The organism is Streptomyces sp. NPDC059679, assembly GCF_042734105.1.
Taxonomy (GTDB): Bacteria; Actinomycetota; Actinomycetes; order Streptomycetales; family Streptomycetaceae; genus Streptomyces.
In genome coordinates this window covers 1-26,996 of record NZ_JBHWES010000074.1, presented here as the reverse complement: position 1 = coordinate 26,996, position 26,996 = coordinate 1, and the positions used below count along the sequence as shown (strand labels likewise).

The window sequence follows — 26,996 nt, the reverse complement described above, 5'->3', positions numbered from 1 at the left end:
CCACTGGGCTCACTCGGCGCGCTGTCCGACACGGAGGACGCTCAGATAACGACGTGATGCCCGGTCGCCCATCCGCGTGCGGATGCGCTCGGCGATTGAGTCGAGCAGGGGCTCACGGACGTCGCGGTCGAGCCTCCGGTACAGCGACAACGAGCGAAGGTGATCGGCAAAGCCGTCCCCGTTGAACCACTGAACGGTTGGGTACCAGCGCACGATCGTCGGGCCGAACAATCCCCCGGGATCGTCGACCAGGCCCCAGCCCACGTCTGTGGTGCGCACCTCGTCCTCCAGCGGAGGATGACCCCAGTCGGGGTTCCCGGGGCAGAACCGCTCGAGGAGATCGGCGGTCTCGGCGTACACCTCCGGCTCTCCCGGCCGGCGGACAACGACGTGGCCGAGCAGCGCCATCCAGCCCCCGGGGTAGAGCACGTCGTGCGCTCGCTGCCAGCCGATCGAAGGGTCGACCCAGTGCCATGATTGCGCAGCCACGAGAACATCGAAGCGTCGACCGCGGTCGTCCCACTCCTCGAACGTCGACGTCTCGACTGCGACGTTATGGAAGGAGCTGATCCGGTGGCGAGCGAGTGCAGCCATTTCCAGGCCCGGCTCGATGGCGGTCACTGAGCATCCAAGCGCTGCCAGGGAGCGCGTCGCCTGACCGGTACCGCAGCCCACCTCAAGGACCGACGACTTATCGTCCATGCCGGTGACGGCGACAAGGTCCGCGACCAGCTCGTCGGGGTACCCCGGCCGCACTCGGTCGTAGAGCTCCGGCACCTCGTTGAACACCCGGCCGAGGTCGTGTGGATTCGGGCGCATCTTCGGAGCATCAGTCACGAGTTCACAAGCTATGAGGTTCGTCCACGGGGACGCCACTGGTTTACTGACCTTGTTGCCGTGATGTCGTCAAGGTGAGGCCGGTTTCGGCGAGGCATCCGTCGATGAGGTTGCTGCGGTACTGGATCCGGCGGAGACCGTGCCGAAGCGCGCTCATGAGGTGGTCAGGGTCGGTGAAGGCCGTATTGGCCTGGCTGCTGCGTCGCAGTAGTGACCAGATGCCCTCGACGGGGTTGAGATCGGGTGCATAGGACGGCAGGAAGTAACAGGTGATCCAGTCATGGGTGTCGATGAACTCTTGCAGTCGGCGGTCTCTGTGCACGTTCAGGTTGTCCCACACGAGCACGATCGGGGCGCCGAGTTGCTGGTGTGTCGGCGTACGGACTTTTCTGGCTCTGGCAAGATTTTCGTAGCCGGAGATCATCTCGGGGTGGCGGTCAGCCCGTCCGCATAGCGGCGGCGGAAGTGGGCGATCAGGACGACCCGTTGACGGAGGAGCGGAACACCGGCGCGTCCCGCCATCAGTCGTTTTTGCAGTTTGACGTCGGTGATGCGGCCTTCGTTGACGCCGGAGCTGTAGGGTGTGGTGATCCCCTCGGCCACGGCGTGCCGGTCTTCGCGCAGGGCTCCGGCGATGCCGACGAGGGGCTTCAGGCCGCTGTTGGAGAGATCGTCGAGCCAAGTCGGCAGGGGTGTGGCATCGCGGCTGTCCAGCATGGCGGCGAACCGGCGGACCAGGTCGTGCGTGAGCCGGAGCTCCGGGCAGTGTTCAAGGAGCTGGTGCAGCCGTTCGTTGGCCAGTGGATTACGGCGGTCGGGGTGAGTGGTGATCCAGCGTGCGGCCTCGCGCGGGGAGGGCGGGCGTTTGCGCGGCTCGTCCAGGGGAAGACCGCGTCGCAGGGGTGCGACGGCCATCTTCACGCGCTGGTAGTGGCCGAGGTACCCCTTGGCCTGGATTTCCTCGTGGAGGATCTTCGCATTGTGTTCTCCCTCGTCCCAGCGTTGTTGCAGGTAGTCGAGGTAGGGATCCAGGGTTGAGGAACGACGGGGCGGGCGGCGCATCACCTCCTGCCAGGTGCGGGCCCGGGCGTACTTGCGGACCGTGCGGCGGTCCAGGCCGAGTTCGCGGGCTACGGCGCTGTAGGGCCGGCTCGTGTCGGTGAGGGTGTGTACGGCTTCGAAGAGCCTTCTGGCGTGACGCCCGGCCCGGGTGTCCGCCGCGGCGTCCTCGACGGTCTCCCCGGCCGGAGACGGGTTGGATTCGACAGTCGGTGGCAGTGCCGTGGACAGGCAGCCACGGTGCGCGGCGGCGATGTCCTGGACGCGGCGGGACAGCCTCTGACAGAGGTGAAAGCGGTCGCTGACCTGCACGGCGTCGGGGGCGCCGTCGGTGATGCCCTGCCGGTAGGTGAGGGAGCCGTCACGACAGACGATCTCGACGCCTGGATGCTCGTGCAGCCAGCGGCTGAGCTGTTCGGCATCCCGTCCCTCCCAGAGTGTGAGGGGCAGCCGGGTGGTGGCGTCGACCAGGAGGGTTCCGAAGGTGTCACCGTAGAGTGCGAAGTCGTCCACGCCCAGCACTCGGGGCGGGGGAAGGGCTGGCAGTGACATGCGCATCAGCTGTGACAGGACGGTGCAGCGCGAGAGCGTGATGTTCAGGATCCGCAGCATCCGGGCTCCGCCTCGGCCCGCCCACTGCCTCGACCAGGTGCTGCAGCAGCGGCGTGCGCCGCTGGTAGCGCACGGTCAGACCCGGCACCTGCTCGGCGAATGGGGTCTTTCCGCACGTGGCGTTTTCGCAGTACAGACGTCGCACACTCAGCTCGATCAACACGGCACGGCCGCCCAGCGACTGTCCTGTCGCATTGAAGCTGTCGGATTCCCAGTCGGTCTCGTTCGTGCTGGCAGATTCTCAGTGTGGTGGCTCCTGAGCGGCGGTGTTTGCTTCGTTCGTGGGGTTTGATCTCACTTCGCTGGTCTCGTTCCCACTGTTCCTGTCACGGTCGCTTTCAGCATGTACGTGAGTGCTGGGGGTGTCGATGGACCTGGATCTGGTCGAGGTTGAGTGGGCTGACGGGGACAGTGGTGGCCTGCGGAAGTCGGTGCTCGGGGCAGTGGCTCGGGTTGCGTTCGAGGCGGTGCCCCCGGTCCGGCATTTCGTGTCCTACCGCGGGCAGCGGCACTTTCCGGGCTGGTACTGGGCTGCGACGACGGAGTCGTTGGTGGGGTTCGAGTCCTGGCTGGAGCGGGACCGGGCGATGTTGCTCGATCACGATCGGCGGGTGGTGGGGCTGGCCTCGCAGCCGTTCCGGGTGACGTGGCCGGGGCCGAGGCGCCGGATCTCGCACACGCCGGACTACTTCGCGCGGTTGGACGACGGCTCGGGCCTGGTCATCGATGTCCGGCCGGCGGACCGGGTGGGGTCAGAGGACGCGGTGAAGTTCGCGGCGACCGAGGCGATGTGTCAGGCGACGGGGTGCTGGTCGTTTTCGCTGGTACACGAGCCGGATCCGGTGGAGATGGCCAACGTCCGCTGGCTGTCGGGCTACCGGCACCCGCGCAATCGGATCGGCGCCATCGCGGCCTGCCTCGGGGAGGTCTTCCGCGAGCCGCAGCTGCTGATGGACGGCGCCCAGGCGGTGGGTGACCCGTTGGCGGTGTTGCCCACGCTCTTTCACCTGCTGTGGTGCGGTGACCTGCACACCAATCTGGCGGTTCCACTGGGCGACGGCTCCCGTGTCGGGCTTGCGGCGGTGGGCCATGGGTGAGCTGGCTCCCCGAGGGGTGCTGCGTGTCGGGGACCGGATCCGGTTCGAGGGCCGCACCCATCAGATCGTCGGGCTGGAGGGAACGGCCCTGCGGCTGGTCAGCGAGGAGGGGGACGCCAGCGTGATGGCGGCCTCATACGTGATGGCCGCTGCCGACTTCGAGCTCCTCGACCGGGCACCTGATGCCGTCCCGGAGTCGGCATTGCCGCCGTTTGCGCTGGTGGACGCGCTGCCTCCGCCGGTGGTCGAGCAGGCCCGGTTCTGGGAACGGCACGTCGTGGAAGTGATCACCGGCCTGCCGCCGGACGCGGAGGAGGGCACGGCTCCCCGGCCGGAGTACGACCCGGCCTGGCGGACGCTCATGGAACGGGAAGCCGCGAAGGTCGCCGAGCTGGCGGCTGGCGGACAGCAGCTCAGCCAGCGGACCTTTCTGCGGATGCGGCAGCGTTACGAGGCCGAGGGACTCTGGGGGGCTGGTGGACGGCCGGTCCCGGAAGCCTCCGACCCCGGTCCCGGGCACGGGCCGGGTTGACGAACGTGTCGTGTCCGCCCTGACCGAGGCCCTGGCCGGGCAGACGGAGCTGTCGACCGGCGACCGCAAGCGGCTGATGATGCAGACCGAGCAGATCCTCACCGAGAAGTACGGCGAAGGGGTGGTGGAACTGCCGAAGCGGGCCACCTTCTACCGGCTGGTGAACAACGTCGCCAAGAACAACGAGCCCTTCGGGTCGGCAGTGGTCCGCCGTCAGCGGGCGCTTCGGCCCGCAGGTCCGTTCACCCCGTCGATGGCCGCCCGGCCTGGGGAGATCGTGCAGATCGATTCCACGCGGCTGGATGTGATGGCGGTGCTGGACGAGGGTGTCGTGGCCCGTCCGGAGATGACCATCGCGGTCGATGTCACCACGCGGACGATCTGTGCGGCCCTGCTGCGGCCGGCGGGCACCAAGGGCGTCGACGCCGCGGTGCTGCTGGCGAGGATGCTGGTGCCGGAGCCGATGCGGCCGGGCTGGAGCCAGGCACTGGCGATGGCGGACTCGATTCTGCCGCATGAGCGGCTGACGGCGATCGATACACGGCTGGAGCAGGCCGCGGCCAAGCCGGTGATCATCCCGGACACCATCGTCATCGACCACGGCAAGCTGTTCGTCTCCGACACGTTCTCCTCGGCCTGTTCACTGCTGGGAATCTCTCCAGCTCGCCCGTCCCCGAACCCCGACGGACAAGGCGATCGTGGAGAGGACCTTCGCGTCGATCAACTCGCTGTTCTGTCAGTACGTCGCGGGCTACACCGGCTCCGATGTCACCCGCCGCGGCAGTGATCCGGCGGCCGAGGCGGTCTGGACCCTCGCCCAGCTCCAGGACCTGCTGGACGAGTGGATCGTCTGCTGGCAGCAACGTCCGCACGAGGGTCTGCGCAACCCCTACATGCCAGGGCGGACGCTGTCGCCGAACGAGTCGTACGCGATCGCCGTCGCCCGGGCCGGCTACCTGCCAGTCGCGCTGTCGGCGGAGGACTACATCGGGCTGCTGCCCGTTGTCTGGAGGGCCATCAACGACTACGGCATCAAGATCGACTACCGCACCTATGACAGCCCGGAACTCAACCGGCTCCGCCGGCAGCCGTCCGGGGTGACGGCCAAGCAGGATCTGTGGGAGGTCCACTACGACCCTTACGACGTCTCCCGCGTCTGGGTACGGCGAAGCGACACCCGGCGGTGGATCGAGGCCACCTGGACGCATCGGCCGATGGTCCGGGCCCCGTTCGCCGACTTCACCTTGCGCCACGCGCGCCAGCTCCTCGCTGACCAGGGCAAGGACGACACCAGCGAGACTGCCGTCGCGCAGTTCTTGGCCAAGCTCCTGCGCCGGTCCGGGAAACCGCCTGCCGGATCCGCTCAGGTGATGGCCCGCACCCGGGCTGCCATCGAGGTCCCTTCACGGCCGGCGCTCCCGCCCGCCCGGGCTGCCGACTCGGAGGGCCAGGACAACGACGAGGAGAGGCCGGTCACCTTCGGTGTCTTCAACCCCCTGGAAGAGGAAGGACAACCGCTGTGGTGACCGCGCCCGCTGTCCCGGACGACGAGCACAACCCGCTCACCACGAAGGACGGGTGGCGACGGTTCGTCGACGACACCCCGACCTGCCCGCAGTTGCTCTCGCTTCGGGCTTTTCAGGCCCTGAGCGAGGAGAACCGGCTCGCCTACAACGAGCCCCGGCTGGACTACCACTCCCGCCTCGTGGTCGTGGCCACCCCCACCATCCGCAGCGTGTTCACCACCGGACGGCGCCTCGTCCTACTCAACCGGCACCAGATCTCCGGCCGCCGCGGCCTGATCGTCACCGGCCAGGCCGGAACCGGGAAGACCACCGCCATCGCCCAGCGGCCGCAACCATGAACTCCTGGTCCGCAAACGGCTCGGCACGGCCGCTGAGGGACGCATGCCCGTCGTCTACGTCACCGTTCCGCCCCGGGCCACCCCGAAAATGCTCGCCATCGAGTTCGCCCGGTTCCTGGGCCTCCCGGTTCCCAGAACCGAGACGCAGACCTCCATCACCAACGCGGTCTGCGACCTGCTGATCAAGCTGAGGGTCGAGCTCGCCCTGGTCGACGAGATCCACAACCTCAACCTCGCCACCCAGGCCGGAGCTGAAGCCTCCGACCAGCTCAAATACCTGTCCGAACGCATCCCCGCCACCTTCGTACTGGCCGGACGTCGCGGCCAGCGGCCTGTTCAGCGGAGTCCGCGGGCAGCAGATCGCCGGCCGCTACACCGTCACCGACACCGAACCGTTCGCCTACGGCACCAGCGCACAACGACAGGACTGGCGGAACCTGGTCGCCTCACTCGAAGACGCGCTCAGGCTGCACCGGCACAAGCCCGGAAGCCTGGTCAAGCTCGACGGCTACCTCCACGAACGCACCGACGGCGCGATCGGCAGTCTCTCCCAATTGGTCCGCGGCGCGGCCCTTGAGGCCATCATTAGCGGCAACGAGGCCGTTACCCGCAAGACCCTCGACGCCATCGAGGTCGACCAGACCGCCGAGGACGCACGCAACGAACGGCGCAGAGCCCGAAAGCCCCGCCGCCGGAGGCCGGATGCCGACGCAGCCTGAACAACTCCGCCCCCTGCCTATCTCTCTCGGCCCCGTCCACAACGAGACTCTCGGCTCCTACCTCCACCGCCTGGCCGTCGCCAACAACCGCCCGGCCAGCGTCCTTGCCCGGCTTCTGGGCCCCCTCCCTCCAGAGTTCTCCCCGCTCAGCAACACCACAGCCGGATGGACTCCCCACTCACCCGACCGCCTGGCCACACTCTCCGGGCGCCCGCCAGCCAGGCTCGCCAGAGCTCTACCCGCACTCGCCGACTTCCTCAACCCCAACGGCCCCGATCTCCGACCGGACCGGCTGATCGGCCGTCCCTGCGGCTGCTGCACGGCCCGGCGCAGCCCCACGGCTTCCGTGGTGATCACCCTTTCGCCCGCCCACCAGCACCTCTGTCCCCGACATCAGCTCTGGACCCGGTCCACCCATGACATCCCCCTCACACACCTCCCGGAAGTCATCCAGGCCCAACACCGACTCGACCAGATCGCCCGCCGTCAGCGACAAGTCCGGCAGGCACTCGACCTCGCGCGGACGATCATTGAAGAGTGGTCCGCCTCCGGCATGCCGATCGACCTCGGGAAGGAATGGACCGATCGCCTCGACCGCGTCGAAGCCCACTCCGCAAGCAAGAAGATCTCAGCCGAGGACCGCCGTCACCTCGTGACTTTCCCCGAGATCGTGGTGCTGGCGAAGCTGATCCTCAATCCGCCGACGGCCACCATCGACCCCAAAGAGCTCTACCTGGCAACGACAGCCGAGCTGAGCCGACGGTTCGCTCGGATCTACACCGCCCTCGGAACCCAAGACCCTCTCTACCGGCGGTTCTGCCTCCATCACGAACGAGACTTCCGCGAAGCGCCAGGCTAAGTTCGACTCGTGGACAACACGGAGATCACGATCAAGCTCACCTCCAACGAGGCGCTCGTCCTCTCGGACTGGCTGGAGCGAGTTCAGATGACGGATCTCAGTCGTCTGGTCGACGATCCGGCTGCGTGGGCCCCGATCCACAAGCTCGCGGGGACGTTGGACAAGGCACTTCCCGGGATCTTCGCTGCTGACTACACGGAGCGTCTGGACGCAGCACGGCGCCGGCTGAGGGAGACCACGGGCAGCATCAACGAAGATCAAGACGACTGAGTCGGCCGTCCTGTCCGTCAGCACGATTCCGTGAAAGCCATGTTGATTGAGAACACCGAGAGCCGGCGTTCTCAATCAAGATGGCGCCCCACCAGATCAGCGGCTCGCCATCTGACAGATGTACTTCGACAGGACAGCAAGTCGCTGCCGTACCTCGTTCGAGTGAAAGCGTTGCTGGTGTGCTCCCGTCGGCGTGTTGGACGGGAGCATCGTTCTGCCGAGGCGCTTCATGGCAGCCGCCACCTACCCCACGATCCGCGAGGCCGCCCAGGCCCTCGGCATCCACCAGTCGACGCTGGTGGTCCAGATCAACCGCCTGGAGCGAGACCTTGGACAGCCGCTTCTTGAGCGGGTCGAACCCGGTCGAGCAATGAAGCTGACCCCCTTCGGGGAGTGGCCGTCGCAGCAAAGGAGATCCGCGTGAACGAAACCAGAGAACAGTGTTCTGACTGGGCTGACCATTGAGAGGCCAGCAGCGATAATCGCTCCAGTGACTTCTCCACGGCAGAACTGGGCGCGTGCTGAGCGGCTCGACGCCGCCCAGATGATAGACGCCCTTCAAATGCAGACCGGTGTCCGTTTGGCTCTCGATGGCCCCTGTCCAGGCGGGCAGGTCGGCGCAGCCTACGTGCGCTGGCCCGACGATCACCGATCAGTCCTGAAATGGCGCCCGCATAGCCAGGCTGAAGGCATGCAAGCGGGACCACTCGCTGTTGCAGAGGTGCTACGGCTGGCAGGCTATCCGGCCCCGGCTACCGAGCTGGTCGCTCAAATCGATCACGCGGTAGTCATGGTGCAAGAACTCCTGCCGGGCACGAAGATCGACCACCTTGACCACAGCGGCCTGGACCAAGCGCTCGAACTCAACCAGATGCAGGCCGATCAGCTTGCCGACCGCCCCGACATTCCGACGGTGGCACTTCACTTGCGGCAAGACGGGGCCGGCTACTGCCTGCACGGGCCCTTGCGCCAACACAACCGCCGCAGTGCCGCACTCGAACGCTGGATTGCTGCCGTCGGCAGCAACTACCTTCCCGAGCTGGCCGGGCAGGACGCCGTGCATATGGACTTCCAGCCTGGCAACATGCTGACCATCGGCGGCTCGATCACCGGCGTTGTCGACTGGGACGGCGCTGCCCGCGGCGATCGCCGATTCGACCTCGTCACCCTGCGCTTCGGCATTCATGCGAAGGAAACCGATCCAGGCGTGACACAACGTCTCGATGCTGTCCTCGACTCTCTCCCTGAGGACATCCTCCGGCCAGCATGGGCGCACATGAGCCTTCGCATGGTCGACTGGGCCATCAGGCACTTCACCCCGGCCGACGTGGAGCACTGGCTGGACCTGGCTGAACAACGCGTGAGCTGACGTCCGCGCCGAGGAAATGACACGGCGATGAGACAAACTCCGCCCGTCATGGAGTAATAGTCAAGACTTGTAGATGGGTTGACTCGGATGTCTTGGCGTTCTGCTGTTCGGCGGGGACCACGAGGGAGTCAGTAGCGTCCGAGCCATCGGCACGGCTGTTGCCGCGCGTATGGCTCGCAGGTGGGAGGGCTCTGGCGGACGCCTAGCGCTGATAGGCCGCCGCGATCCGTTCCCGGAACGGGCGGCGGCGTGCCGCCTGCGCGACTTCGGTCAGCAGGTCCGCCAGCGGCATGGAAAGTTCCGCGTCCAGTTCCGCCATCGCAGCCACCGTCGCGTCCCACTCCGCCTGGATCTGCGGCAGCAGGGCGTGGGCCTTGGGGGTGAGCTCGATCAGACGGCGGCGGGCGTCTTGCGGGTCGGAGGTATGAGTGACCAGGCCCGCGCGGGCCATCTGGGCCGCCGTCTGACTTGCGGCCGAGTGCGTGACGCCGATTGCCGCTGCTAGGTCGCGGACCGACAGCGGGCCTTCGGCCAGCAGCGCGCGTACGACCGGGGAGAAGCGGGGTCGGTACTCGGACAAGCCCTGCTCCTGGTAGACCTTGGCCACGTCCGCGTCGAGCAGTTCCAGCACGTGGCGGAGCAGCGTGCCGACAGCGGCCGGATCCGGATGATTCCTCACCCCTGCTAATCTAACAGCACTGTCACATCTCAGGGAGAGCGTCTCACATGATCGGGCTCTATCCTTCCTTCGAGCCGTATGAGCACGGCATGCTGGACGTCGGCGACGGCAACCGCGTGTACTGGGAGACCTGCGGAAATCCGGGGGGCAAGCCCGCCCTCGTCCTGCACGGCGGGCCGGGGTCCGGCGCGGGGCCGTTCTGGCGCCAGTTGTTCGACGCCTCGGCGTACCGCATCGTGCTGTTCGACCAGCGCGGGTGCGGTCGTAGCACCCCGGACGCGGCCGATCCGCAGATTTCGCTCGCCGCCAATACCACCCCGCATCTGATAGCCGACATCGAACTTCTGCGCCGGCGCCTCGGCATCGACACCTGGCTGGTCATTGGCGGCTCCTGGGGCGTGACCCTGGCGCTGGCCTACGCCGAGCAACACCCCGGACGCGTATCGGAGCTGGTGCTGTTCAGCATCACCAACACCACCCGCCGTGAGGTGGAGTGGGTTACCCGGGACATGGGGCGGATCTTCCCCGAGGAATGGGAGAGGTTCCGCGGTGCCGTACCGGAACCGGAGCGAGACGGCAGCCTGGTGGAGGCATACGCCCGGATGCTCGCCGATCCCGATCCCGCCGTACGGGAGCGCGCGGCGCGGGAATGGTGCCGGTGGGAGGACGTGCACGTGTCCACCCACCGGGGACACCGGCCCGATCCCCGTTACGAGGACCCGCACTTCCGGATGCGCTTCGCCCGTCTCGTCACGCACTACTGGCGGCACGCCGGTTTTCTGGAGGACGGAGCGCTGCTGCGCGATGCCGGCAAGCTCACCGGCATCCCCGGCGTGATGGTTCACGGGCGGATGGATATCAGCGGCCCCCCGGACATCGCATGGCACCTGGCCCAGGTGTGGCCGGACGCGGAGCTTGTGCTGATCGGCGACGAGGGGCACGGGCTGTCGGGGGACGCCACGATCGACGCCATCGTCGCGGCCACGGACCGGTTCGCCGGTCTGGGAAGATTCGCCGGTCTGGGAAGAGATGACCGTCCGTGACCTGAGCTCATCGGCTCAGCCCAGAGTTCACGCCGCCATGGTCTCTGGTCGTTCGACGAGGTGGCCGTTTTCGAACCGGGCTCCAGCACGGACGAGAGGAACCAGGTGGGCTCCGATGATCGCCCGCCAGCGGTCCTGGGCGGACTCGACCAGCTTGAACACCATCGCCAGGGCGGCGGCTGGGCTGCCCGCACCGCGGGTGACCTTGGTCCGCAGCTTGACCGTTGAGAACGTCGACTCGATGGGGTTCGTGGTCCGCAGGTGGATCCAGTGCTCGGCTGGGAAGTCGTAGAACGCCAGCAGCTCCTCGATGTCGTCGGTGATCTTCGCCACGGCCTTGGGCCACTTCGCGGTGTACGTCTTCGCGAACGCTTTGAACCGCCTGCTCGGCGTGCGTGCGGTCCTCGGCGTTGTAGATGTCCTGCATCGCCTTCATGGCGCCCGGATGCGCGGACTCCGGAAGACAGTTCGTGACATTACGGACCTTGTGGACCCAGCACCTTTGATGCCGCGCGGCGGGGAACACCTCGGCCAGGGCCTTCTACAGGCCCATCGCGCCATCCTCGAGGACCAGCTCAGGATCCCTCATGCCGCGTCGGCGGCAGTCGCGCAGCAGGTCGGCCCACGACTCGGTGGACTCCCGCAACCCCTCGGCCAAGGCGATCAGCTCCTTCCTTCCGTCGACGCGCACGCCGAGCAGGACCAGGACGCACGAGTGGACCTGCCCGAGCCGCACCTTGGGGTGCACCCCGTCGGCCCAGACGTAGACGAAGTCCCGGTCGGACAGGTCACGCGCCTGGAAGGCGGCGTGGTCATCGCCCCACTGCTTCGTCAATCTGGTGACCGTGGCCAACGACAACCCGGCAGCGCCGCCGAGGAGCTGCTCCAGCGCGGGCACGAAATCCCCGGACGACAGTCCGTGCAGGTAGAGCAGCGGCAGCACCTCAGAGATCTTCGAGGACTTGCGGCACCACGGAGCCAGGATCTTCGAGGAGAACCGCTTACGCTCGCCGGTCGCCTCGTCCACCCGCCGGTCATTCACCCGCGGGGCCCGCACCTCGACCGGGCCGGCCGCGGTGATCACGGTCCGCGTCTGGTGGTGGCTGTTGCGAACCACCAAGCGATGTCCGCGCTCGTCCTGCTCGGCAGCCAACTCGGCTATGTACTGGTTGACTTCCGCCTCCAGCGCGGCTGCCAGCATGCGGCGGGCTCCTTCGCGGACGATCTCGTCGATCAGGGAGCCGGACTGGGTGGAGCCGTCGTCGGTGACTACGCTGAGCACAGGCGTGCCTTCCCGACCCGCGCTGCAACGTGGGCCTACTCGGAGACCATCACAGGATCATTCGGGAAGGTAAGCCCTTCACGCTCTCCCCGAGCTCGATCCTGTGCCGCTCGAAAAGTCATCGCCGCAGGTGAACGGGGCGCGGTCAGTCCGCTGGGATCATGTCCTCCGTGATCGTGTCCTTGCTGTACAAGGTGACCCGGAAGCTGCTGACGGTTCCGTCGGTGCTCCTGCGTCGCGGGACGGCGAAGGAGGCGGAACTGCTGGTGTTGCGGCACGAGAATGCTGTCCTGCGCCGCCAGTTGGCCGCGCCGGTCCTGTGCCGTTCAGAAATGCGTCGCTGCAGGTCGTAGGCGGTCTGGCGGGATCTGCGGGCTCGTTGGGACCATGTGCAGGTGATCGTCTCATTGGTGTATCAGGTCACGCGGAAGCTTCTGACGGTCCCAGCGGTGCTGCTGCGTCGGCGGCGGATGGCCACAGACGCTGAGTTGCTCGTGCTCCGGCATGAGAACGCGGTGCTGCGCAGGCAACTTTCGAGTCCGGTGCGGTATGAGTGGGCGGACCGGTTGTGGTTCGCGGCATTGTCTTCGCTGATACCTCGGCGTCGCTGGGAACAGGTGTTCCCCGTGACACCAGGGACCTTGCTCGGCTGGCATCGGCGTCTCGTTGCACGCAGGTGGGACTACAGTGCGTGCCGGAGCAAGCCGGGCCGGCCAGCGACGGCGGAAGTTGTGAAGGAGTTGGTGCTGCGGCTGGCGCGGGAGAACCCGCGCTGGGGCTGCCGCAGGATCCAGGGGGAGCTCGCCCGGCTGGGCCACAGGATCGGCGCATCCACGGTATGGAAGATCTTGACGGCAGCCGGGGTCGACCCGGCTCCCCGCCGCGGCGGGCCTACATGGCGTGAGTTCCTGACATCCCAGGCCGAGGTCATCATCTCCTGCGACTTCCTGCACATCGACCTGGTGGATCTTCGCCGCGTCTACGCACTGATCTTCCTCGAGCACGGCACACGCCGCCTCCACATCGCCGGGGTGACCGCGCATCCGACCGCACAGTGGACGACCCAACAGGCCCGCAACCTTGCGCTTGAAGTGGGCGTGCGCCTGGAGTCGTTGTGCTTTGTGATCCGCGACCGGGACGACAAATACACCGACTCCTTCGACGCGATTTTCGAAGCTGAGGGCATCAAAACCCTCAAGACCGCCCCGCAGTCCCCGCGGATGAACGCACACTGCGAGAGGGTCATCGGGACGCTACGGCGCGAGGCCCTCGACCACCTGTTGCTCTGGAGCGAGCGCCACGCTCTCCACGTTCTCAGCACCTACGCCGGACACTACAACGGGCATCGACCGCATCAGGCCCGAGAGCAACTACCTCCACTCGCCGACCACCACACCGCGCCGCTGAGCGACTTGAAAACCCCAGGACGGCTACTCCAGACCCGTATCCTTGGTGGCCTGATCAATGAGTACAGATACGCGGCATGACCAGCAGTGACGCGTTTCTGAACGGCACAGGACACGCGAGCCGGGCGGCACGCCAGGAGGCTGTTCGAGGCCGTGCACGCGCTGACCGACATCGGCCGCAGCTACAGCGCCGTGGCCCGGGCACTCGGCCTGGACCGCCGCACGGTGCGGAAGTACGCCCTCGCCAGCACCTGGCAGGAGGTGATGCGGCGCCCGCCCCGCAAACCCTCCACCCTGGACCCCTACCGCGATTACCTGCAACAACGCTGGGACGAGGGAGAACATAATGCTAAGGCCCTGCACGAGGAACTCCGAACCAAGGGCTACCTCGGGCACTACCAGCGCGTGAAGATGGCCATCGCACCGTTGCGACGTGGGCTGCCGCTGGACCAGCCCCACGAGCGCCCACCGTCCCCGCGCGAGACCGCCCGATGGATCACCACCCGCCCGGACAAACGCAACCTCTATGCCACCGAGCGCCTGCACCGACTCCTCGACCAATGCCCGGAACTTCAGCACACCTACGACCTGGTCCGCCGGTTCGCCGCCATGCTCGACAACCGGGACGCAACACCCCTGCCGACCTGGCTCGACGATCTCTCCCGCAGCGGCCTGGCACCGCTTGCCGGTGTTGCCGGAGCCTTGCGCGAAGACCAGTATGCCGTCGCCCAGGGGATTACCACCCCCTACAACTCCGGCGTCAATGAGGGCCGAATCACCGACCTGAAGCTCCAGAAACGGATCATGGCAGGACGCGCGAGCGTCTCCCTGCTCCGCCACCGCGTCGTCCTCATCGCCCACCTCCGCCGCTCCGTGGATCGGTCGACCATGGAACTCCCGAGATGATCCCCGGCTACGAAAATCTTGCCAGAGCCACGTTCAGGTGTACGCCGACATCCGGTCGAACTGGTCGTGGCCACGCTCGGTCTCGTCTCCCGGGGCAAGCACCTCGCCCACCCGCAAGCGAGCGATGGCCCATTCCTTCCAGTCCCGCTCGGCCACGGCCAGTTCAGCCTGGATACGGTCGGCCTCCTCCCGCAGCTCGTCCACGCGACGGCGAGCGACGAGCTCGCGCTGTTCCAGCAGCCCCACAACCGACGGCATCCAAGGCCTCCACAGCAGCGGCGACACGACAGACCACCACTCCCACAGGATCATCGCCCCTATGCCCGACCAGCGAAAACACCGTCCTCAAGCCCGGAAAGACAACAGCTTCTAAGGTTCGCGGACCCGGAGGTCCGGCATCTCGTGGAGTGGATCCACGCCGAGATCCTCCGTGATCCAGAGGGGGTCGCCGAGGAGGATGAAAGCGACTGGCCAACCGCCCGATATCACTTCATGTGCTCGGACCTCAGGAACGTCATGGGGACCGTATTGCGCCGAAAGCCGTTTCCTCGAGGCGTATGGCGCAACTACCCGGGCGTGTGATCACCGTGATGACGCCTGTGACCTCCCCCCGAACGAGCCGACCCGAGAGGATGACGACGTGGAAGCAGAGGTGTCAGCCGGGTGGATCGGCCTGATCGGGGCCTCGGGCGGCGCTGGAGGCGCCGTCCTGCGCGAGCGGACCCGCTGGGCCCCGGCCGGGCAGGAGGTCGCCGCCGAGCAACTGGCGCTGGACTGGCACGCCCCGGCCCCCGGCGACGCCCCGGTGACCGGCAGGCTGACGGTCACCGAGACCGCGACCGAGGTCACGGTGAGCGGCCCGGAGGTGCGGGTGCGGCACACCCTCGACGCCCCGGCCGGGCTGCCGGACCTGCAGACGGGGAACCAGACGGACGTCCGCCGGCTGTCGCTGACCGACCGCTCCGGCGAGGGTCTGACCGTCGTCGCCGACTCCGCCGAGGGCGAGCCGCTGCTGGAGACCAGCGCCCTGCACTTCACACCGTCGGACCTCGACGGCCCCAGGCATCCGTATCAGCTGAGGCGTCGCGACGAGACGATCCTGCTCGTCAACCACCGCCAGATGGGCGTCGGCGGCATCAACTCCTGGGGCGCGGCACCGTTGGAGAAGTACCTGTTGCACTCCGGGCGCACCTACAGCTACGCCTACCCGCTGCGTCCCGCCTCCGCCTGACAAACCCCTGCGGCCCTCAGCAGCCGCCCCGGGCCTGGCCGCCCAGCGCGGCCAGGCCCGGGCTACGCGCTCTCATCCAGGCCTGGTCAATCCCGTTCCCGCCGACATGGGGCATCCCCGGCCCGGCCCGGGCCGGCCGGATCTGCTGCCGCGGACTCGCCAAATGGGACGATGTCCTGGGCGATATGGAAGTGTTCACAGGTAGACCGTCCACCACAGCTGACGGCAGTCCACAGCTGACTTGGCCCGACCGGGCACTCCTCGTGGCCCTGCTGCACCTGCGGGTAAGGTCGGGCTTCCCGGCCTGGCGTTGTAGGACCAGCAGTTGGTGCCGGAGGACGAGGATCTCGACGTCCTTCTTCCTGTCGTTCATCGGCAGGAGGCGCAGGAAGGCGAGGGCGTTGGTCGCGGCGAGGTAGGCCAGACGCAGCAGCACGACAGATCATGGTGCCGCCGGGGCCCTGCGCAGGTGAAGACCCCGGGGTGCATGTCGAGGAGAACCGAAGATCTGTGATCAAGCTCCCGACCTGCGTGGATGATTGATCGCACCCGCAGGGTCACCCCGCGAGGGCGTGGGCGAGAAGGGTCTCCGCTGCTGTCCGTGCGTGCCTGCCGTAGTCCGCTTCGCCCAGCACCATGGCCCGGCTGGCCGCCCCGTCCGCGAGGGTGACCAGCTGTTCGGCGAGTGCGGCCGGCTCGCGGCAGCCCAGCTCTGTCAGCAGTGCGGTGACCAGCCCCACCATCCGCAGTTTCTGCTCGCGGGCGTAGGAGTGGACCGTGCTGTCCGGGTCGGGGAACTCCGCCGCGGCATCGATGAACGGGCACCCGCGCACCGGTGCCGCGTCCGGCGTGGGCTGGTCGAACAGCCCGAGGATCCGCTCCCGCGGAGGGATGTCCTCGCGGGTCAGCACGCTCTCCAGGGTCGCGCCCGACGAGGCGAGGTCCTGGAGGTGGGCGATCACCAGGTCGCTCTTGGTCCGGAAATGCGCGTAGAGCGTCCGCTTGGACACCGGTGCCGCCTCCGCGACCTGCTCCATGCCGGTCGCGTTGATCCCCTGGACGGCGAACAGCCGGGCGGCGGCGGCCAGGATGCGCTCCCGTCCGCCCCGCCCGCGCCCTCCGGAGGCCGTAGTCGTCGCGCTCATGCACCAAGTATACGCCTGCGTTTACCCCGGCGAGTGGCGTCTGTTAGGGTCCCGCCGTACCCACAAGGTAAACGGTTTCGTTTACATCGTTGCTGTCGAGGAGTGTCCATGAGCTTGCCGGTATCCACCGAGCTGAGCGGCTGCGCGGAGAAGCTGATACGCGGCCGTCACGCGACCCGCGCGTTCCGTCCGGACGCCGTGCCCGAGGACACGATGCGCGCGATCTTCTCGCTGGCCGGTGCCGCGCCGTCCAACTCCAACGCGCAGCCGTGGCGGGTGGAGGTGGCCAGCGGTGCCGCGCGTGAACGCCTGGCGGACGCCTTGCAGTCGGCCCACGCCGCACACCGCACCTCGGCGGACCTCCCGCATTCCGAGGACATGTACGCACCGGTGCACCAGGCGCGCCGGACGGCGTTCGGCGCCCGCCTGTACGGAGCACTGGGCATCGGCCCCGACGATCACCAGGCGCGGGCTGCCTACGACGCGCAGAGCCTGCGCTTCTATGGCGCGCCGCACGCCGCGTTCCTGTTCGTCACCGGGGACGGCGGGCCCCGGCTGGCCGCCGATGTCGGCGCCTACATGCAGACGCTGCTCCTGGCGATGACCGCGTACGGCGTGGCGAGCTGCCCGCAGGGGCTGCTGAGCTTCTACGCCGACACGGTCCGCGCCGAACTCGCAGTCAGCGCAGGGCGACTGCTCGTGGGCGTCTCCTTCGGCTACGCCGACGAGGACGCGCCGGTGAACCACGTCACGACCGAACGAGCTGCGCTCGAAGAGGTCGCGACCTTCCACGGCTAGGGTCCGTCTTCAAAGATCACCGGGTGGCGGATGACAGTGGGGTGATACGCCGCCATGAACCCATCACCCAGAAGTGGAGTTACTCGCTCCGCTGATGCCGCGGGCTTCGAGGGGCCGACCGCGTGTGTCGGACCGGCAGGTCTTCAACAGCATGGTCTCGTCCGCGCCCACCGGCACGCCGCCGCCACCGGCCGAAATGGGACGGGGAACTGGCCGGCACGGGAAGCGTCCGCCACCGCGGGGACGACGCGGTTCCCCGTGCCCACCGCCGATTGCGGCGGAGCAGGGGTGTCGTAGTAGCCACGGGGTGGCTGTGCCCGGCGGGCACAGCCGCCCTGCCGAACGCGGCCGGCACTACAGCTCGGTTGACCACCTATTTAACTGCAACTAGCCTGGTTGCAGTTAATGGTGGCGATGACAGGAGCAGGAGTTGGCGGGTCTCAGTAGCAGGAGCGCGGTCGCGATTCACGCGCTTGCGATGCTGGCGCACCGGCGCGGGGGCTCGTTGACTTCTGCGGAGATCGCGGACAGCCTTGACAGCAATCCAGTCCTCGTGCGGCGCATCCTCGGGCGCTTGCGAGACGCGCACCTGGTGCGGTCCACCGAGGGCCGAGGGGGCGGCTGGTCCCTTGCTGGCGATCCGCGGGACATCACGCTCTATGACGCGTACGCCGCCGTCGAGGGGGGCCAGATCTTCTCGCGGCACACCCATCCGCCCAGCGGGGCGTGCGAGGTCGGACGCAATATCGGCGACCTGCTCGACGCCGAGTTCCAGAACGCGGAGCGGGCTCTGGAGCAACGACTCGGCAGGACGACGATCGCCGGCCTGCTGCAGCAGATACTGCCCGCCGACAACGAAGTGAAGGATCACTGACCCGGCGGTGGCGCATGCACACCCTGCGCCGCGACACACAACTTAACTGTGACTGATTTAGTTGCAGTTTGTTCTAGGGCGGGGTCCGAACCCTCCCGGCCCGCGATACCAGCGGCCGCACGATGCGTGCACCACGGCCCGAACACCTACGCGCCAGGAGAAATGCGATGCCTCAGGAATCCGAAGCAGTCGTGAGCGCCGGGGCTCGCGGCCCGGCGACCTACGACCTCGTGGTCAGGCGCGCACATGTCTTCGACGGCCGCCAGGCGCTCGCCGGTCTGTACGACGTCGCCATCAACGGTGGAGAGATCGCATCCGTCTCGGCCGAGCCGCTCAGGGGCGGACAGGAGGTGGATGCGGCCGGAGGATGGGTCATGCCGGGCCTGATCGACACTCATATCCACTTCTACGACGTGCGTGCGGTCTCCGATCCGGACTCGATGCGGGCCTTCGAGGACAACGAGCTTCCCGAAAAGCTCGGACTGTTCCTCGACCACGGGATCACCACCATCAAGTCGGTGGGCGATCCGACGGGCGGAATCCTGGACACGCGGGCCAGAATCGCCGCAGGAACGCTGAGAGGCCCGCGACTGCTGGCAACCGGCTGCGGCATCACCGGACGCGACGGGCACCCCGCCGCCACGGTGTTCAGCGACAACCCCTGGGCGCGCGAGCGCTTCACGGGAGAGGTCGACAGCGTGCAGCAGATGCGCGACCTGGTGCACCACCTCGCTGACCGCGAGGTGGACGCGATCAAACTCCTGTCGGAAGGCGCGTGCGCACGATCTGGCGAGCCGAAGTACCTCTGGCGGAATCCTGCCTTTCCGGATGGTGTCGAGTTGGAACGGCTCCCCCTCGATCTCCTTCGGGCGGGTATCGAGACCGCGCACGAACGGGGCCTTCGGGTTACCGTCCACACCACTCAGCAAGCCGCGGCACGCGAGGCGATCGAGGCCGGGGCGGACGGCCTGGAGCACGGTGTCACTGTCGAGCCCCTCACCGACCACTCCCTCATCGATCTGATGCTCGAACACGACATCACCTACACGCCCACGCTCTGGATCGACGATGCCCACCCGGACGCCCGTGTCAATCTCAAAAAGGTCGCTGAGGCGGGCGTGCACATCGCGCTGGGCAGCGACACCTTCAGCGGTCGGGGCCTGTTCGGAGCCAACACTCTGGAAGAGGCCGGACTCATGGTGGCGGCCGGGATGACGCCCACCCAGGTGCTGGCCGCAGGCACCAGCGGCGCGTCGCGGCAATGTGTCCGCCCCGACCTCGGCACGGTGGCCCCCGGCAATCGCGCCGACCTGCTCGTGCTGAACGCTGATCCCACTGCGGACATCGGCAACCTTCGCGACCTCAGCATGGTGATCCTGAACGGCGAGCTCGCCATCGACAAGCGCTAGATGTATTGATCACGAGCGTTGTTATCGCTGGCGGGGAGGCCCACACGCTGCTGGCCTGTGACTTCATGCATGTGGAGACCGTCTTCCTCAAGCGTCTCTATGTCTTCTTCGTCATGGAGATCGCCACCCGGCGCGTCCATGTCCTGGGTGTCACTGCCCGTCCTACCGGCGCCTGGGTTGCCCAACTCGCCCGCAACCTGGTCATGGACCTCGAGGAGAGGGCGGGGTGCTTCCGGTTCCTCATCTGTGACCGGGACAGCAAGTTCACCGCCGCGTTCGACGCTGTCTTCGCCGGCAACGGCACAGCCGTCATCCCGACACCGCCGCAGAGCCCACGGTCCAACGCGTTCGCTGAACGATGGATACGCGCAGCCCGCGCCGAATGCACCGACCGGCTCCTGATCACCGGCGAACGACACCTGCGCACGGTCCTTACCATGTACACGGAGCACTACAACGCGGGACGAGCCCACCGCAGCCAGGACCTACGAGCACCCGACGACGACCCGAACATCATCCCCCTGCCCGCCGCCACGGTCAGGCGCCGCCAGGTACTTGGCGGACTACTCAACGAGTACCGCACCACGTCACCCCGGCTGCCTCACCGTCCACAGGGAAAGCCCAGTTCAGCGGCCTGATCGGAATATTGACCCCCTTCAAGGGGATCGGCAGCTGCCGCATGACGGGTATCATGCCAAAAATCATCCCGATTTGTCGTCAGCCTCACTCCCGGCCGCGGACGGCGGTTCAGCGCCCGGTGCCTGCCGCTACCGGTGGTGCGGCGGGTGCGGTGGCGGGGGCGGGATGGTGGCGATGCCGGGCGCCGCCTCGGGCCACACCAACAGGACGGGGCAGGGGGCGTGGTCGACGATGAAGCGGCTGGCAGGCCCGAGGCTGCGCGGCCCCAGGTGGGTGCGGTCGCCGTCGCGGGCGAGGACGAGCAGGTCGGCGCCCTCGGCTGTGGCAACGACTTCCCGCTCGACGCGGCCGGTGCGCTCGATGCGGGCGCACGAGCGACCCAGACGCTGCGCGGCCTGGTCAAGGAGCGTCTCGGCGGAGGCGGCGGCCAGGTGTTCCAGCCTTGTGCCGGGGTCGCGTTCTCGGTGGCCGCGGCCGAGTAGACCGGCGAACGCACCGTGCGCCGCGCCCGGGATGTCGGCCGGGGTGACGTGGAGCAGCACGATGTCGGCGTCGTCGGGGGCGTGGGTGCGGGCGGCGTCGATGCCGGCGGGCCAGGTGCCCTCGGTGATCCAGGCGATGACTCTCATGGTGGTCAGCCTCCGATGAGGGTGAGCGAAGTCCACAGTGCCACCACCGACAGCCCCAGGGCGGCAGGCACGGTGAACACACCGAGCCGGGTGAACTCGCCGAGTTCGACGTCACTGTCGTGTTCGTGCACGATGCGCCGCCATAGCAGCGTGGCCAGGGAGCCGGCATAGGTGAGATTCGGCCCGATGTTCACCCCCAGCAGGACCGCCAGGACCGCGCCCGGCCCCGACGGGGCGGTCAGCGGCAGCAGCACCAGCACGGCGGGCAGGTTGTTGATGACATTGGCCAGCACCGCTGCCAGGGCCGCGATGCCGAGCAGGGCCCCCAGCCCCGTGCCGCCGGGGATCAGATGACCCAGCCCGGTCGCCAGCCCGTTGTCGACGACGGCGCGGACCACCAGGCCCAGGGCCAGGACGAAGGCGAGGAACGGCACCGCGGCGGCGCGCACGAGGGCGCCGGGGGTGGTGCGGCGCTGGGCCAAAGCCCTGATGGCGAGCACCACGGCGCCGGCGAAGGCCGCCCAGGCGGGGTTGATGTCCACAGCCGAGGTCAGGATGAACCCGGCTAGCGTGCACGCCACTGTGACCAGGGCGAAGACCGGCAGCTCGCGCGGCTCGGCGGCGAGCGGGGCCTGAGCGCCGGCGTCCAGGTCGGTGGCGAAGAACCGGCGGAAGACCACGTACTCGGTGGCGATGGCCACCAGCCAGGGCAAGGCCATCAGGGCGGCGAAGCGCGTGAAGCTCAGCCCGCTGGCGGCAAACGCCAGAAGGTTCGTGAGGTTGGAGACCGGCAGCAGCAGCGACGCGGTGTTCGACAGGTGGGTGCAGGCGTAGACGTGCGGTTTCGGCCGGGCACCGAGCCGGGCTGCGGTGGCGAACACGACCGGGGTGAGCAGCACGATGGTGGCGTCCAGACTGAGCACCGCGGTGATCACCGATGCGGCTGCGAACACCTGCACCAGCAGGCGGCGCGGGCGCCCCGCCGAGCTCCGGGCCATCCAGGCTCCGCACGCGTGAAACAGCCCCTCGTCGTCGCACAGCTGGGCGAGGACCAGGACGGCTGCGAGGAACCCGATCACGGGCCCGAGCCGCTCCGTCTCCTCGCGGGCGTGCTCCAGCGAGATTGCTCCGGTAGCGATCACCACGCCTGCGGCTGGGACGGCGACAACCGCCTCCGGCCACCCGAACGGGCGGATGACGGCGCACGTCAGCACCGCCAGGAGCAGAACGACGGAGACACCCTCCGCCACAGATGAGTTCACCACCAGATCTTCTCCCGGGTACGCGGCGCGTCGACGGCACGTCCGCCTTTCGGGAAGCGGGCGGGCTGCGCTGCCGCCACCGGCGCCCGGTACGGCCACCCCAGTAACAGCGACGCATCAGGACTCAGGAGCTTGATCCCTCGGTATGGTGCCGCGCGAAGCGATCTTCTGAAGTCATCTCATAGCAGGTTCGCGTGGCGCAGCCAGGTGAAATGTCCAGGCGGCCGTGAAGGGCTCAGCTGATCTCGATGCGGGCCGCAGGATCGGCCGAGAGAGCTGCCGTCGTCTCCTGTGGGTCAAGGACATCGGCCGCGAAGTGGACGCCGGGTGGGATGCCGCCTGTGAGCAGCGCTCGCGTCGTGGCCGCTGTCATGAGGCCGCTGAGCTCGTAGGAGTCGTCGGCGCGCAGGGTGAGCGTGTGCGCGGGCGGGCCGTCCGTGGTGCCGGTCCACAGGTGGAATTCCTGTCCGTACCAGGAGCCGTGACGTCGTACGTCCTCGGCGGCGGCGGTCACCAGGGCCGCTGGGTCGGTGCTGCCCAGAGCCCAGGCCATGGCCAGTTCCTCGGGTAGCCGGTCGCCCCCGAAGACCGTGTACCAGTGGACCTCGCCGATGTTCAGCGCGCGGGGCAGTCGCCCCGCCTCGGTGGACAGGAAGGGGAAGGCGTTCACCGGCTGGGGGAAGGCGGTCAGGGAGAGGCCGCGGCGGGGTTCGAGGGTCCGCGGGCGCACGCCGCCCTCGCGCCAGGCGGCTGCGGGGGTGCCGTGTTCGGGGCCGTGGCTGAGCAGGACGTCACCCGCGGCCGCCGGGGTGAGGGCCGCGACTCCGCCCAGGTATGCGTCGAGGCGGACCGGGTGGTCGGTGTCGGCGGCCAGGGCGCGCGGCAGGAGTCCGGAGAGGCCCGGCAGCGCCCCGGCGGACAAGACGGCCGTTCGTCCGGCCGTGAGCCAGTCGCGCCAACCGCAACGGGCGCGGAGGCGGATGGCGGCCGGGTCGTCGCCCGCGGCGTCCACGTAGTCGGCGCCGCGGCGCAGCGCGGCGCGGGCGACCGTGTCCAGGACGCGGTAGGAGGGGCCCGCGCAGTTGACGACCAGTCGGCAGCGGGCCGCGAAGCGGTCGAGGGAAGCTGGATCGTCCAGATCGACGGCAAGTGCCTCGACCGGGGGGCCCGCGGGGCCGAGGGAGCGGACGAGGGCAGCGGCCCGTGCGGGGTCGCGCCCGGCGATCAGTAGCGGGCCCGTGCCCTGAAGGGTGTCATTATTCCGATCAGGCTGCTGAGCTGGGCGTTCTCTGTCGATGGTGAGGCGGTTGGGGCGGCGTGGTGTGGTACTCGTTGAGCAGTCCAGTGAGCACCTGTCGGCGCCTGACTGTGCCGGCAGGTAGGGGGATGATGTTCGGGTCGTCGTCTGGGGCTCGTAGGTCCAGGCTGCGGTGGGGCCGTCTGGCGTTGTAGTGCTGGGCATACGTGGTGAGGACGGTGCGCAGGTGTCGTTCGCCGGTGATGAGGAGTGGGTCGGTGCACTCGGTGCGGGCTGTGCGTATCCATCGTTCGGCGAACGCGTTGGACCGTGGGCTTTGCGGCGGCGTTGGGATGACGGCTGTGCCGTTGCCGACGAAGACGGCGTCGAATGCGGCGGTGAACTTGTTGTCACGGTCACGGATGAGGAACCGGAAGCACCCAGCCCTGTCCTCAAGGTCCATGAGGAGATTGCGGGCGAGCTGGGTGACCCATACGCCGGTCGGGTGGGCGGTGACGCCCAGGACGTGAACGCGCCGGGTGGCGATCTCCATGACGAAGAAGACATAAAGACGCTTGAGGAAGACGGTGTCCGCGTGCATGAAGTCGCAGGCGAGCAGCGTGTGGGCTTGGGCTCCGAGGAAGGAGCGCCAGGTCTGCTGGGATGCGCGCTGGGGTGCGGGCGGCAGACCGGAGCGGCGCAGGACGCGCCGGATGGTGGCGGCGGCGACCCGATGGCCAAGCCGTCGCAGTTCACCCTGGATCCTGACGTATCCCCAGGTGGGGTTCTCTGTCGCCAGGCGCTGGATGAGCGCGACTGTCTCTTCCGGCAACGGTGGCCGACCGGGTCCGACCGCCGTCTGGCGCCACTTCCAGCGCACCAGACGGCGGTGCCAGGCCAGCAGGGTGCCCGGGGTGATCAGCCGATGGCGGCGCAAGGCGGATGGCAGGTGCCGTGCGAGAGCGGAGAGCACGGCACGATCGACCCATGACAGCCGCGGCCGCTCTACCTGCCTGCGAAGCACAGCGACCTCATGGCGAAGGGCAAGGATCTCGGCGTTGTTCGCGGCGGCCGACCGGCCCAGCAACAGGAAGCAGCCCAGCAGGCGGCAGAAGATCAGTTAGAGCAGTCGCAGACCCACAATCACTGATCATGCCCACACTCGGGCGTGCACAAAGCCCCAGGTCAACTACCGTACGGCAATAAAGACACCCTTCACGGTCCGGCGGGTAACCCGGGCGCTGCGGCCCGTCGGGCGCCGGCGCGGTCTCCGGCTCGCCCATCCCGTCCGGGCTGGCCCCCACCACCCCGTCCCTCGGTTCCCTGACAGGCAGCTCACCAGGGGACCGGGCCGTGCTCGTCGAAGAAGCCGCCGGTCGGCCCGTCATCGGGCAGCGTGGCGAGCCGGACGACCACGGCCGCGCCGTCGGCCGCGGTGCGGGTGAGGCCGGGGAATGCGGTGGTGAGGTCGGTCGCACACGGCCCCGGATCGGCGGCGTTGACCAGGATGTTGCGGCTGCGCAGTTCCTTGGCGTACTGCACGGTCAGCGAGTTGAGTGCGGTCTTGGACGGGACGTACGCGGCCAACGGGGGCCGGGTTGTGAAGTAGTCCTCGGGATCGGTCATCCGGGCGATGGAGCCCAGTCCACTGCTGACATTGACGATCCGGGCGGCGGGGGAGCGGGCGAGCAGCGGCAGCATCGTGGTGGTCACGCTGATCACGCCGAACACGTTGGTCTCGAACACCTCGCGTACAGCGGGCAGTTCGACACTGCCAGGGCTCTGGGCGGCGAGGTCGCCAGAGATGCCGGCGTTGTTGACCAGGATGTCCAGCCGGCCAAAGCGCTCCTCGATCCAGCGGGCGGCGGATAGGACGCTGGCGCGGTCGGTGACGTCCAGGGTGACCGGGTACACCTGCGGGCCCAGGTCGGCTGCGGCTGCCGCACCGCGGTCCGGGTCGCGCGAGGCCAGCAGGACGTTCGTGCCGAGCGAGGCGAGCCGGGCTGCGACCTCGCGCCCGATGCCCTTGTTGGCACCGGTGACCAGGGCAGTTGTGGTTTCTGTCATGCGTTCAGCCCACCACGGGGGCGGCCGGGAGTTCCAACACCGATCAGGTAAGCAGCGATACCGTGCGGGTATGGAAAGACTGGAGGTCCGCGAGCTCGTCTACTTCACCGCTGTCGCCGAGGAACTGCACTTCGGTCGGGCGGCCGCCCGGCTAGGGATGACCCAACCGCCGCTCTCCCGCGCCATTCAGCAGCTCGAACGACGGCTGGGCGTGGCCCTGTTGGAACGTGGCAGTCGCCGGGTCGCACTGACCAAGGCGGGGGCCGTCCTGCTCCGCGAGAGCCGTACGGTGCTCGACGCCGCGTCGGCCGCGGCGCGCCGCACCCGTCGGGCCGGCCGCGCCGAACCGCGTCTGGTCCTGGTCATCAAGCCGGGCGGCGACGGTGGCCTGCTGCCCGCGATCCTCGACGCCTATCAGACTGAGCCGGGTGCGCTGCCGGTCGAGCTGGTGTGCAGCTTCGGCGAGCGTGAGATCCTCCTGCGGGAGGGCCGTGCCGACGCCGCCCTGCTTCACCGCCCCCACCACGACCTCACCGGCCTGGACACCCAGGACCTCCTGACCGAGACTCAACTTCTCGTGGTACCGAGTTCGCATCGCCTCGCGGGCCGTACCCGGGTCTGCCTGAACGACCTCGCCGGGGAGCCCCTGCCGCGCTGGCCGGGCGCATCTGAGGGTGGCTCACACGGACCCGAGGTCCACGACCTTGGGCAGCTTCTCCACCTCATCGCCTTGCGCCGCATGGTCGCTGTCCTCCCCTCCTCCATCCGCGACCAACTCCGCGACGACCTGGTCGCTGTCCCAGTCGATGATGCCGAGCCCACCACGCTCCTCCTCGCCTGGCCCGAGCACGCCATCTCCCCAGCCCTGGCCGCCTTCGTCCGCACGGCCGCCGCAGTGGCGGGCAAGGCGACGGGCCACGGCGGGTAGAGCGGAGAGACACGCGGGGTGGGAGGCGCCCCCGCCCATGCTCGCAGGCTTGCGAACATTCCAGGACGCCCTCACGGCCACCGTCGAGATCACACCTGGAGGCAGAATGACGGGCACCGGACGGCGAACCAATTACGCGGTCGACAATCCGAGCCAAGCCACTAGTGTGATGCGCCTGAAATCGCAGGCTTAAGTCTGTGGCCTGTTTTCATGTCTCGGGGTCCTCGTGCCGTTGAAGTTGTG

The 26,996-nt window shown here is 68.2% G+C and carries 29 protein-coding genes and 3 pseudogenes; 20 read left to right on the top strand and 12 right to left on the bottom strand.

Annotation, left to right across the window (positions count from 1 at the left end; all coding sequences use genetic code 11):
• Positions 1-9: 9 nt before the first annotated feature.
• The 3 genes and pseudogenes from ACFV2X_RS46155 to ACFV2X_RS46145 form a co-directional block, all read right to left on the bottom strand.
• Positions 10-837, bottom strand: a complete 828-nt coding sequence (locus ACFV2X_RS46155; protein WP_385628080.1) for a class I SAM-dependent methyltransferase — start codon at positions 835-837, stop codon at positions 10-12.
• A gap of 43 nt (positions 838-880) precedes the next feature.
• Positions 881-1,210: pseudogene (locus ACFV2X_RS46150) on the bottom strand (transposase); the annotation flags it as partial.
• Between the two features lie 47 nt (positions 1,211-1,257).
• Positions 1,258-2,508, bottom strand: a complete 1,251-nt coding sequence (locus tag ACFV2X_RS46145; protein WP_385628078.1) for an ISL3 family transposase — start codon at positions 2,506-2,508, stop codon at positions 1,258-1,260.
• Positions 2,509-2,876: 368 nt separating this feature from the next.
• Here ACFV2X_RS46145 and ACFV2X_RS46140 point away from each other — a divergent pair, with 368 nt between their 5' ends.
• From ACFV2X_RS46140 to ACFV2X_RS46095, 10 genes are all read left to right on the top strand, one after another.
• Positions 2,877-3,605, top strand: a complete 729-nt coding sequence (locus tag ACFV2X_RS46140) for a TnsA-like heteromeric transposase endonuclease subunit (protein WP_385628077.1) — start codon at positions 2,877-2,879, stop codon at positions 3,603-3,605.
• Entirely contained in the window at positions 3,598-4,137 is a 540-nt protein-coding gene (locus ACFV2X_RS46135) for a hypothetical protein (RefSeq protein WP_385628074.1), read from the top strand. Before ACFV2X_RS46140 ends, ACFV2X_RS46135 begins: the two co-directional genes overlap by 8 nt.
• 10 nt (positions 4,138-4,147) lie before the next feature.
• Entirely contained in the window at positions 4,148-4,924 is a 777-nt protein-coding gene (locus ACFV2X_RS46130) for a hypothetical protein (protein WP_385628071.1), read from the top strand.
• Positions 4,836-5,663: a Mu transposase C-terminal domain-containing protein gene (locus tag ACFV2X_RS46125; protein WP_385628070.1), complete on the top strand. Its 828-nt coding sequence runs from the start codon at positions 4,836-4,838 to the stop codon at positions 5,661-5,663. Before ACFV2X_RS46130 ends, ACFV2X_RS46125 begins: the two co-directional genes overlap by 89 nt.
• Positions 5,660-6,001, top strand: coding sequence for a hypothetical protein (locus ACFV2X_RS46120; protein WP_385628068.1), 342 nt, complete (start codon positions 5,660-5,662; stop codon positions 5,999-6,001). Before ACFV2X_RS46125 ends, ACFV2X_RS46120 begins: the two co-directional genes overlap by 4 nt.
• Before the next feature lie 43 nt (positions 6,002-6,044).
• Positions 6,045-6,578: an ATP-binding protein gene (locus tag ACFV2X_RS46115; RefSeq protein WP_385628066.1), complete on the top strand. Its 534-nt coding sequence runs from the start codon at positions 6,045-6,047 to the stop codon at positions 6,576-6,578.
• A 125-nt stretch (positions 6,579-6,703) separates the two neighbouring features.
• Positions 6,704-7,579 carry a TniQ family protein gene (locus tag ACFV2X_RS46110; protein ID WP_385628065.1) on the top strand — a complete coding sequence of 292 codons (876 nt, stop codon included), beginning with the start codon at positions 6,704-6,706 and terminating at the stop codon, positions 7,577-7,579.
• A gap of 9 nt (positions 7,580-7,588) precedes the next feature.
• Positions 7,589-7,849, top strand: coding sequence for a hypothetical protein (locus tag ACFV2X_RS46105; protein ID WP_385628063.1), 261 nt, complete (start codon positions 7,589-7,591; stop codon positions 7,847-7,849).
• A gap of 229 nt (positions 7,850-8,078) precedes the next feature.
• Positions 8,079-8,273 (top strand): LysR family transcriptional regulator, encoded by a 195-nt coding sequence (locus ACFV2X_RS46100; RefSeq protein ID WP_385628060.1) that lies wholly within the window; start codon positions 8,079-8,081, stop codon positions 8,271-8,273.
• A 66-nt stretch (positions 8,274-8,339) separates the two neighbouring features.
• Complete coding sequence (locus ACFV2X_RS46095; RefSeq protein ID WP_385628058.1) at positions 8,340-9,218, top strand: phosphotransferase; 879 nt, start codon at positions 8,340-8,342, stop codon at positions 9,216-9,218.
• A gap of 202 nt (positions 9,219-9,420) precedes the next feature.
• On the opposite strand, the gene ACFV2X_RS46090 is transcribed toward ACFV2X_RS46095, so the two are convergent.
• Positions 9,421-9,897 (bottom strand): MarR family winged helix-turn-helix transcriptional regulator, encoded by a 477-nt coding sequence (locus ACFV2X_RS46090; protein ID WP_385628056.1) that lies wholly within the window; start codon positions 9,895-9,897, stop codon positions 9,421-9,423.
• Positions 9,898-9,944: 47 nt separating this feature from the next.
• Here ACFV2X_RS46090 and pip point away from each other — a divergent pair, with 47 nt between their 5' ends.
• The gene (gene pip / locus ACFV2X_RS46085) at positions 9,945-10,940 is read left to right on the top strand and encodes a prolyl aminopeptidase (protein ID WP_385628055.1); all 996 of its coding nucleotides are present in this window, start codon (positions 9,945-9,947) and stop codon (positions 10,938-10,940) included.
• A gap of 27 nt (positions 10,941-10,967) precedes the next feature.
• Here pip and ACFV2X_RS46080 read toward each other — a convergent pair.
• Positions 10,968-12,222, bottom strand: a pseudogene (locus tag ACFV2X_RS46080) (IS256 family transposase).
• 161 nt (positions 12,223-12,383) lie between these two features.
• Here ACFV2X_RS46080 and ACFV2X_RS46075 point away from each other — a divergent pair.
• The 3 genes from ACFV2X_RS46075 to ACFV2X_RS46065 all read left to right on the top strand — a co-directional run bounded on the left by ACFV2X_RS46075 (position 12,384) and on the right by ACFV2X_RS46065 (position 14,534).
• Positions 12,384-12,575, top strand: a complete 192-nt coding sequence (locus ACFV2X_RS46075) for a hypothetical protein (RefSeq protein WP_385628053.1) — start codon at positions 12,384-12,386, stop codon at positions 12,573-12,575.
• Positions 12,576-12,617: 42 nt separating this feature from the next.
• Positions 12,618-13,709, top strand: a complete 1,092-nt coding sequence (locus tag ACFV2X_RS46070) for an integrase core domain-containing protein (protein WP_385628050.1) — start codon at positions 12,618-12,620, stop codon at positions 13,707-13,709.
• 72 nt (positions 13,710-13,781) lie between these two features.
• Positions 13,782-14,534, top strand: a complete 753-nt coding sequence (locus ACFV2X_RS46065) for a transposase (RefSeq protein ID WP_385628048.1) — start codon at positions 13,782-13,784, stop codon at positions 14,532-14,534.
• A gap of 51 nt (positions 14,535-14,585) precedes the next feature.
• Here ACFV2X_RS46065 and ACFV2X_RS46060 read toward each other — a convergent pair.
• Positions 14,586-14,792 (bottom strand): annotated as a pseudogene (locus ACFV2X_RS46060) (hypothetical protein); the annotation flags it as partial.
• A 382-nt stretch (positions 14,793-15,174) separates the two neighbouring features.
• On the opposite strand from ACFV2X_RS46060, the gene ACFV2X_RS46055 reads away from it, so the two are divergent.
• Positions 15,175-15,765 (top strand): hypothetical protein, encoded by a 591-nt coding sequence (locus ACFV2X_RS46055; protein ID WP_311728148.1) that lies wholly within the window; start codon positions 15,175-15,177, stop codon positions 15,763-15,765.
• A gap of 557 nt (positions 15,766-16,322) precedes the next feature.
• Here ACFV2X_RS46055 and ACFV2X_RS46050 read toward each other — a convergent pair.
• Positions 16,323-16,910, bottom strand: coding sequence for a TetR/AcrR family transcriptional regulator (locus tag ACFV2X_RS46050; RefSeq protein WP_385628044.1), 588 nt, complete (start codon positions 16,908-16,910; stop codon positions 16,323-16,325).
• A gap of 108 nt (positions 16,911-17,018) precedes the next feature.
• Between ACFV2X_RS46050 and ACFV2X_RS46045 the strand changes: the two genes are divergently transcribed.
• From ACFV2X_RS46045 to ACFV2X_RS46030, 4 genes are all read left to right on the top strand, one after another.
• The gene (locus tag ACFV2X_RS46045) at positions 17,019-17,708 is read left to right on the top strand and encodes a nitroreductase (protein ID WP_385628042.1); all 690 of its coding nucleotides are present in this window, start codon (positions 17,019-17,021) and stop codon (positions 17,706-17,708) included.
• Positions 17,709-18,138: 430 nt separating this feature from the next.
• Positions 18,139-18,582, top strand: coding sequence for an Rrf2 family transcriptional regulator (locus tag ACFV2X_RS46040; protein ID WP_311728151.1), 444 nt, complete (start codon positions 18,139-18,141; stop codon positions 18,580-18,582).
• 167 nt (positions 18,583-18,749) lie between these two features.
• Positions 18,750-19,991: an amidohydrolase family protein gene (locus ACFV2X_RS46035; protein ID WP_385628040.1), complete on the top strand. Its 1,242-nt coding sequence runs from the start codon at positions 18,750-18,752 to the stop codon at positions 19,989-19,991.
• Positions 19,992-20,056: 65 nt separating this feature from the next.
• A complete protein-coding gene (locus ACFV2X_RS46030) occupies positions 20,057-20,629 on the top strand; it encodes an integrase core domain-containing protein (RefSeq protein WP_385628038.1) in 573 nt (190 codons plus the stop codon).
• Between the two features lie 129 nt (positions 20,630-20,758).
• Here ACFV2X_RS46030 and ACFV2X_RS46025 read toward each other — a convergent pair whose 3' ends face one another.
• The 5 genes from ACFV2X_RS46025 to ACFV2X_RS46005 all read right to left on the bottom strand — a co-directional run bounded on the left by ACFV2X_RS46025 (position 20,759) and on the right by ACFV2X_RS46005 (position 25,825).
• On the bottom strand, positions 20,759-21,259 hold the full coding sequence (locus tag ACFV2X_RS46025) for a universal stress protein (protein ID WP_385628036.1): 501 nt from the start codon (positions 21,257-21,259) through the stop codon (positions 20,759-20,761).
• A 5-nt stretch (positions 21,260-21,264) separates the two neighbouring features.
• A complete protein-coding gene (locus tag ACFV2X_RS46020; RefSeq protein WP_385628138.1) occupies positions 21,265-22,521 on the bottom strand; it encodes an SLC13 family permease in 1,257 nt (418 codons plus the stop codon).
• Between the two features lie 235 nt (positions 22,522-22,756).
• Positions 22,757-23,746 carry a saccharopine dehydrogenase NADP-binding domain-containing protein gene (locus ACFV2X_RS46015; RefSeq protein WP_385628136.1) on the bottom strand — a complete coding sequence of 330 codons (990 nt, stop codon included), beginning with the start codon at positions 23,744-23,746 and terminating at the stop codon, positions 22,757-22,759.
• A gap of 40 nt (positions 23,747-23,786) precedes the next feature.
• Positions 23,787-24,731, bottom strand: a complete 945-nt coding sequence (locus tag ACFV2X_RS46010; protein ID WP_385628034.1) for an integrase core domain-containing protein — start codon at positions 24,729-24,731, stop codon at positions 23,787-23,789.
• A 362-nt stretch (positions 24,732-25,093) separates the two neighbouring features.
• Positions 25,094-25,825 carry an SDR family oxidoreductase gene (locus ACFV2X_RS46005; RefSeq protein WP_385628031.1) on the bottom strand — a complete coding sequence of 244 codons (732 nt, stop codon included), beginning with the start codon at positions 25,823-25,825 and terminating at the stop codon, positions 25,094-25,096.
• A gap of 70 nt (positions 25,826-25,895) precedes the next feature.
• Here ACFV2X_RS46005 and ACFV2X_RS46000 point away from each other — a divergent pair, with 70 nt between their 5' ends.
• Entirely contained in the window at positions 25,896-26,753 is an 858-nt protein-coding gene (locus ACFV2X_RS46000) for a LysR family transcriptional regulator (protein ID WP_385628030.1), read from the top strand.
• Positions 26,754-26,996 lie beyond the last annotated feature (243 nt).

What these genes read in the sequence shown, in the direction of transcription:
- ACFV2X_RS46030 (WP_385628038.1), top strand. Translation starts at nt 20,057, where the DNA reads ATGCATGTGGAGACCGTCTTCCTCAAGCGTCTCTATGTCTTCTTCGTC.
- ACFV2X_RS46145 (WP_385628078.1), bottom strand. Translation starts at nt 2,508, where the DNA reads ATGCTGCGGATCCTGAACATCACGCTCTCGCGCTGCACCGTCCTGTCA.
- ACFV2X_RS46035 (WP_385628040.1), top strand. Translation starts at nt 18,750, where the DNA reads ATGCCTCAGGAATCCGAAGCAGTCGTGAGCGCCGGGGCTCGCGGCCCG.
- ACFV2X_RS46075 (WP_385628053.1), top strand. Translation starts at nt 12,384, where the DNA reads ATGTCCTCCGTGATCGTGTCCTTGCTGTACAAGGTGACCCGGAAGCTG.
- ACFV2X_RS46045 (WP_385628042.1), top strand. Translation starts at nt 17,019, where the DNA reads ATGAGCTTGCCGGTATCCACCGAGCTGAGCGGCTGCGCGGAGAAGCTG.
- ACFV2X_RS46025 (WP_385628036.1), bottom strand. Translation starts at nt 21,259, where the DNA reads ATGAGAGTCATCGCCTGGATCACCGAGGGCACCTGGCCCGCCGGCATC.
- ACFV2X_RS46115 (WP_385628066.1), top strand. Translation starts at nt 6,045, where the DNA reads ATGCCCGTCGTCTACGTCACCGTTCCGCCCCGGGCCACCCCGAAAATG.
- ACFV2X_RS46140 (WP_385628077.1), top strand. Translation starts at nt 2,877, where the DNA reads ATGGACCTGGATCTGGTCGAGGTTGAGTGGGCTGACGGGGACAGTGGT.
- ACFV2X_RS46005 (WP_385628031.1), bottom strand. Translation starts at nt 25,825, where the DNA reads ATGACAGAAACCACAACTGCCCTGGTCACCGGTGCCAACAAGGGCATC.
- ACFV2X_RS46110 (WP_385628065.1), top strand. Translation starts at nt 6,704, where the DNA reads ATGCCGACGCAGCCTGAACAACTCCGCCCCCTGCCTATCTCTCTCGGC.
- ACFV2X_RS46050 (WP_385628044.1), bottom strand. Translation starts at nt 16,910, where the DNA reads ATGAGCGCGACGACTACGGCCTCCGGAGGGCGCGGGCGGGGCGGACGG.
- ACFV2X_RS46100 (WP_385628060.1), top strand. Translation starts at nt 8,079, where the DNA reads ATGGCAGCCGCCACCTACCCCACGATCCGCGAGGCCGCCCAGGCCCTC.
- ACFV2X_RS46135 (WP_385628074.1), top strand. Translation starts at nt 3,598, where the DNA reads ATGGGTGAGCTGGCTCCCCGAGGGGTGCTGCGTGTCGGGGACCGGATC.
- pip (WP_385628055.1), top strand. Translation starts at nt 9,945, where the DNA reads ATGATCGGGCTCTATCCTTCCTTCGAGCCGTATGAGCACGGCATGCTG.
- ACFV2X_RS46000 (WP_385628030.1), top strand. Translation starts at nt 25,896, where the DNA reads ATGGAAAGACTGGAGGTCCGCGAGCTCGTCTACTTCACCGCTGTCGCC.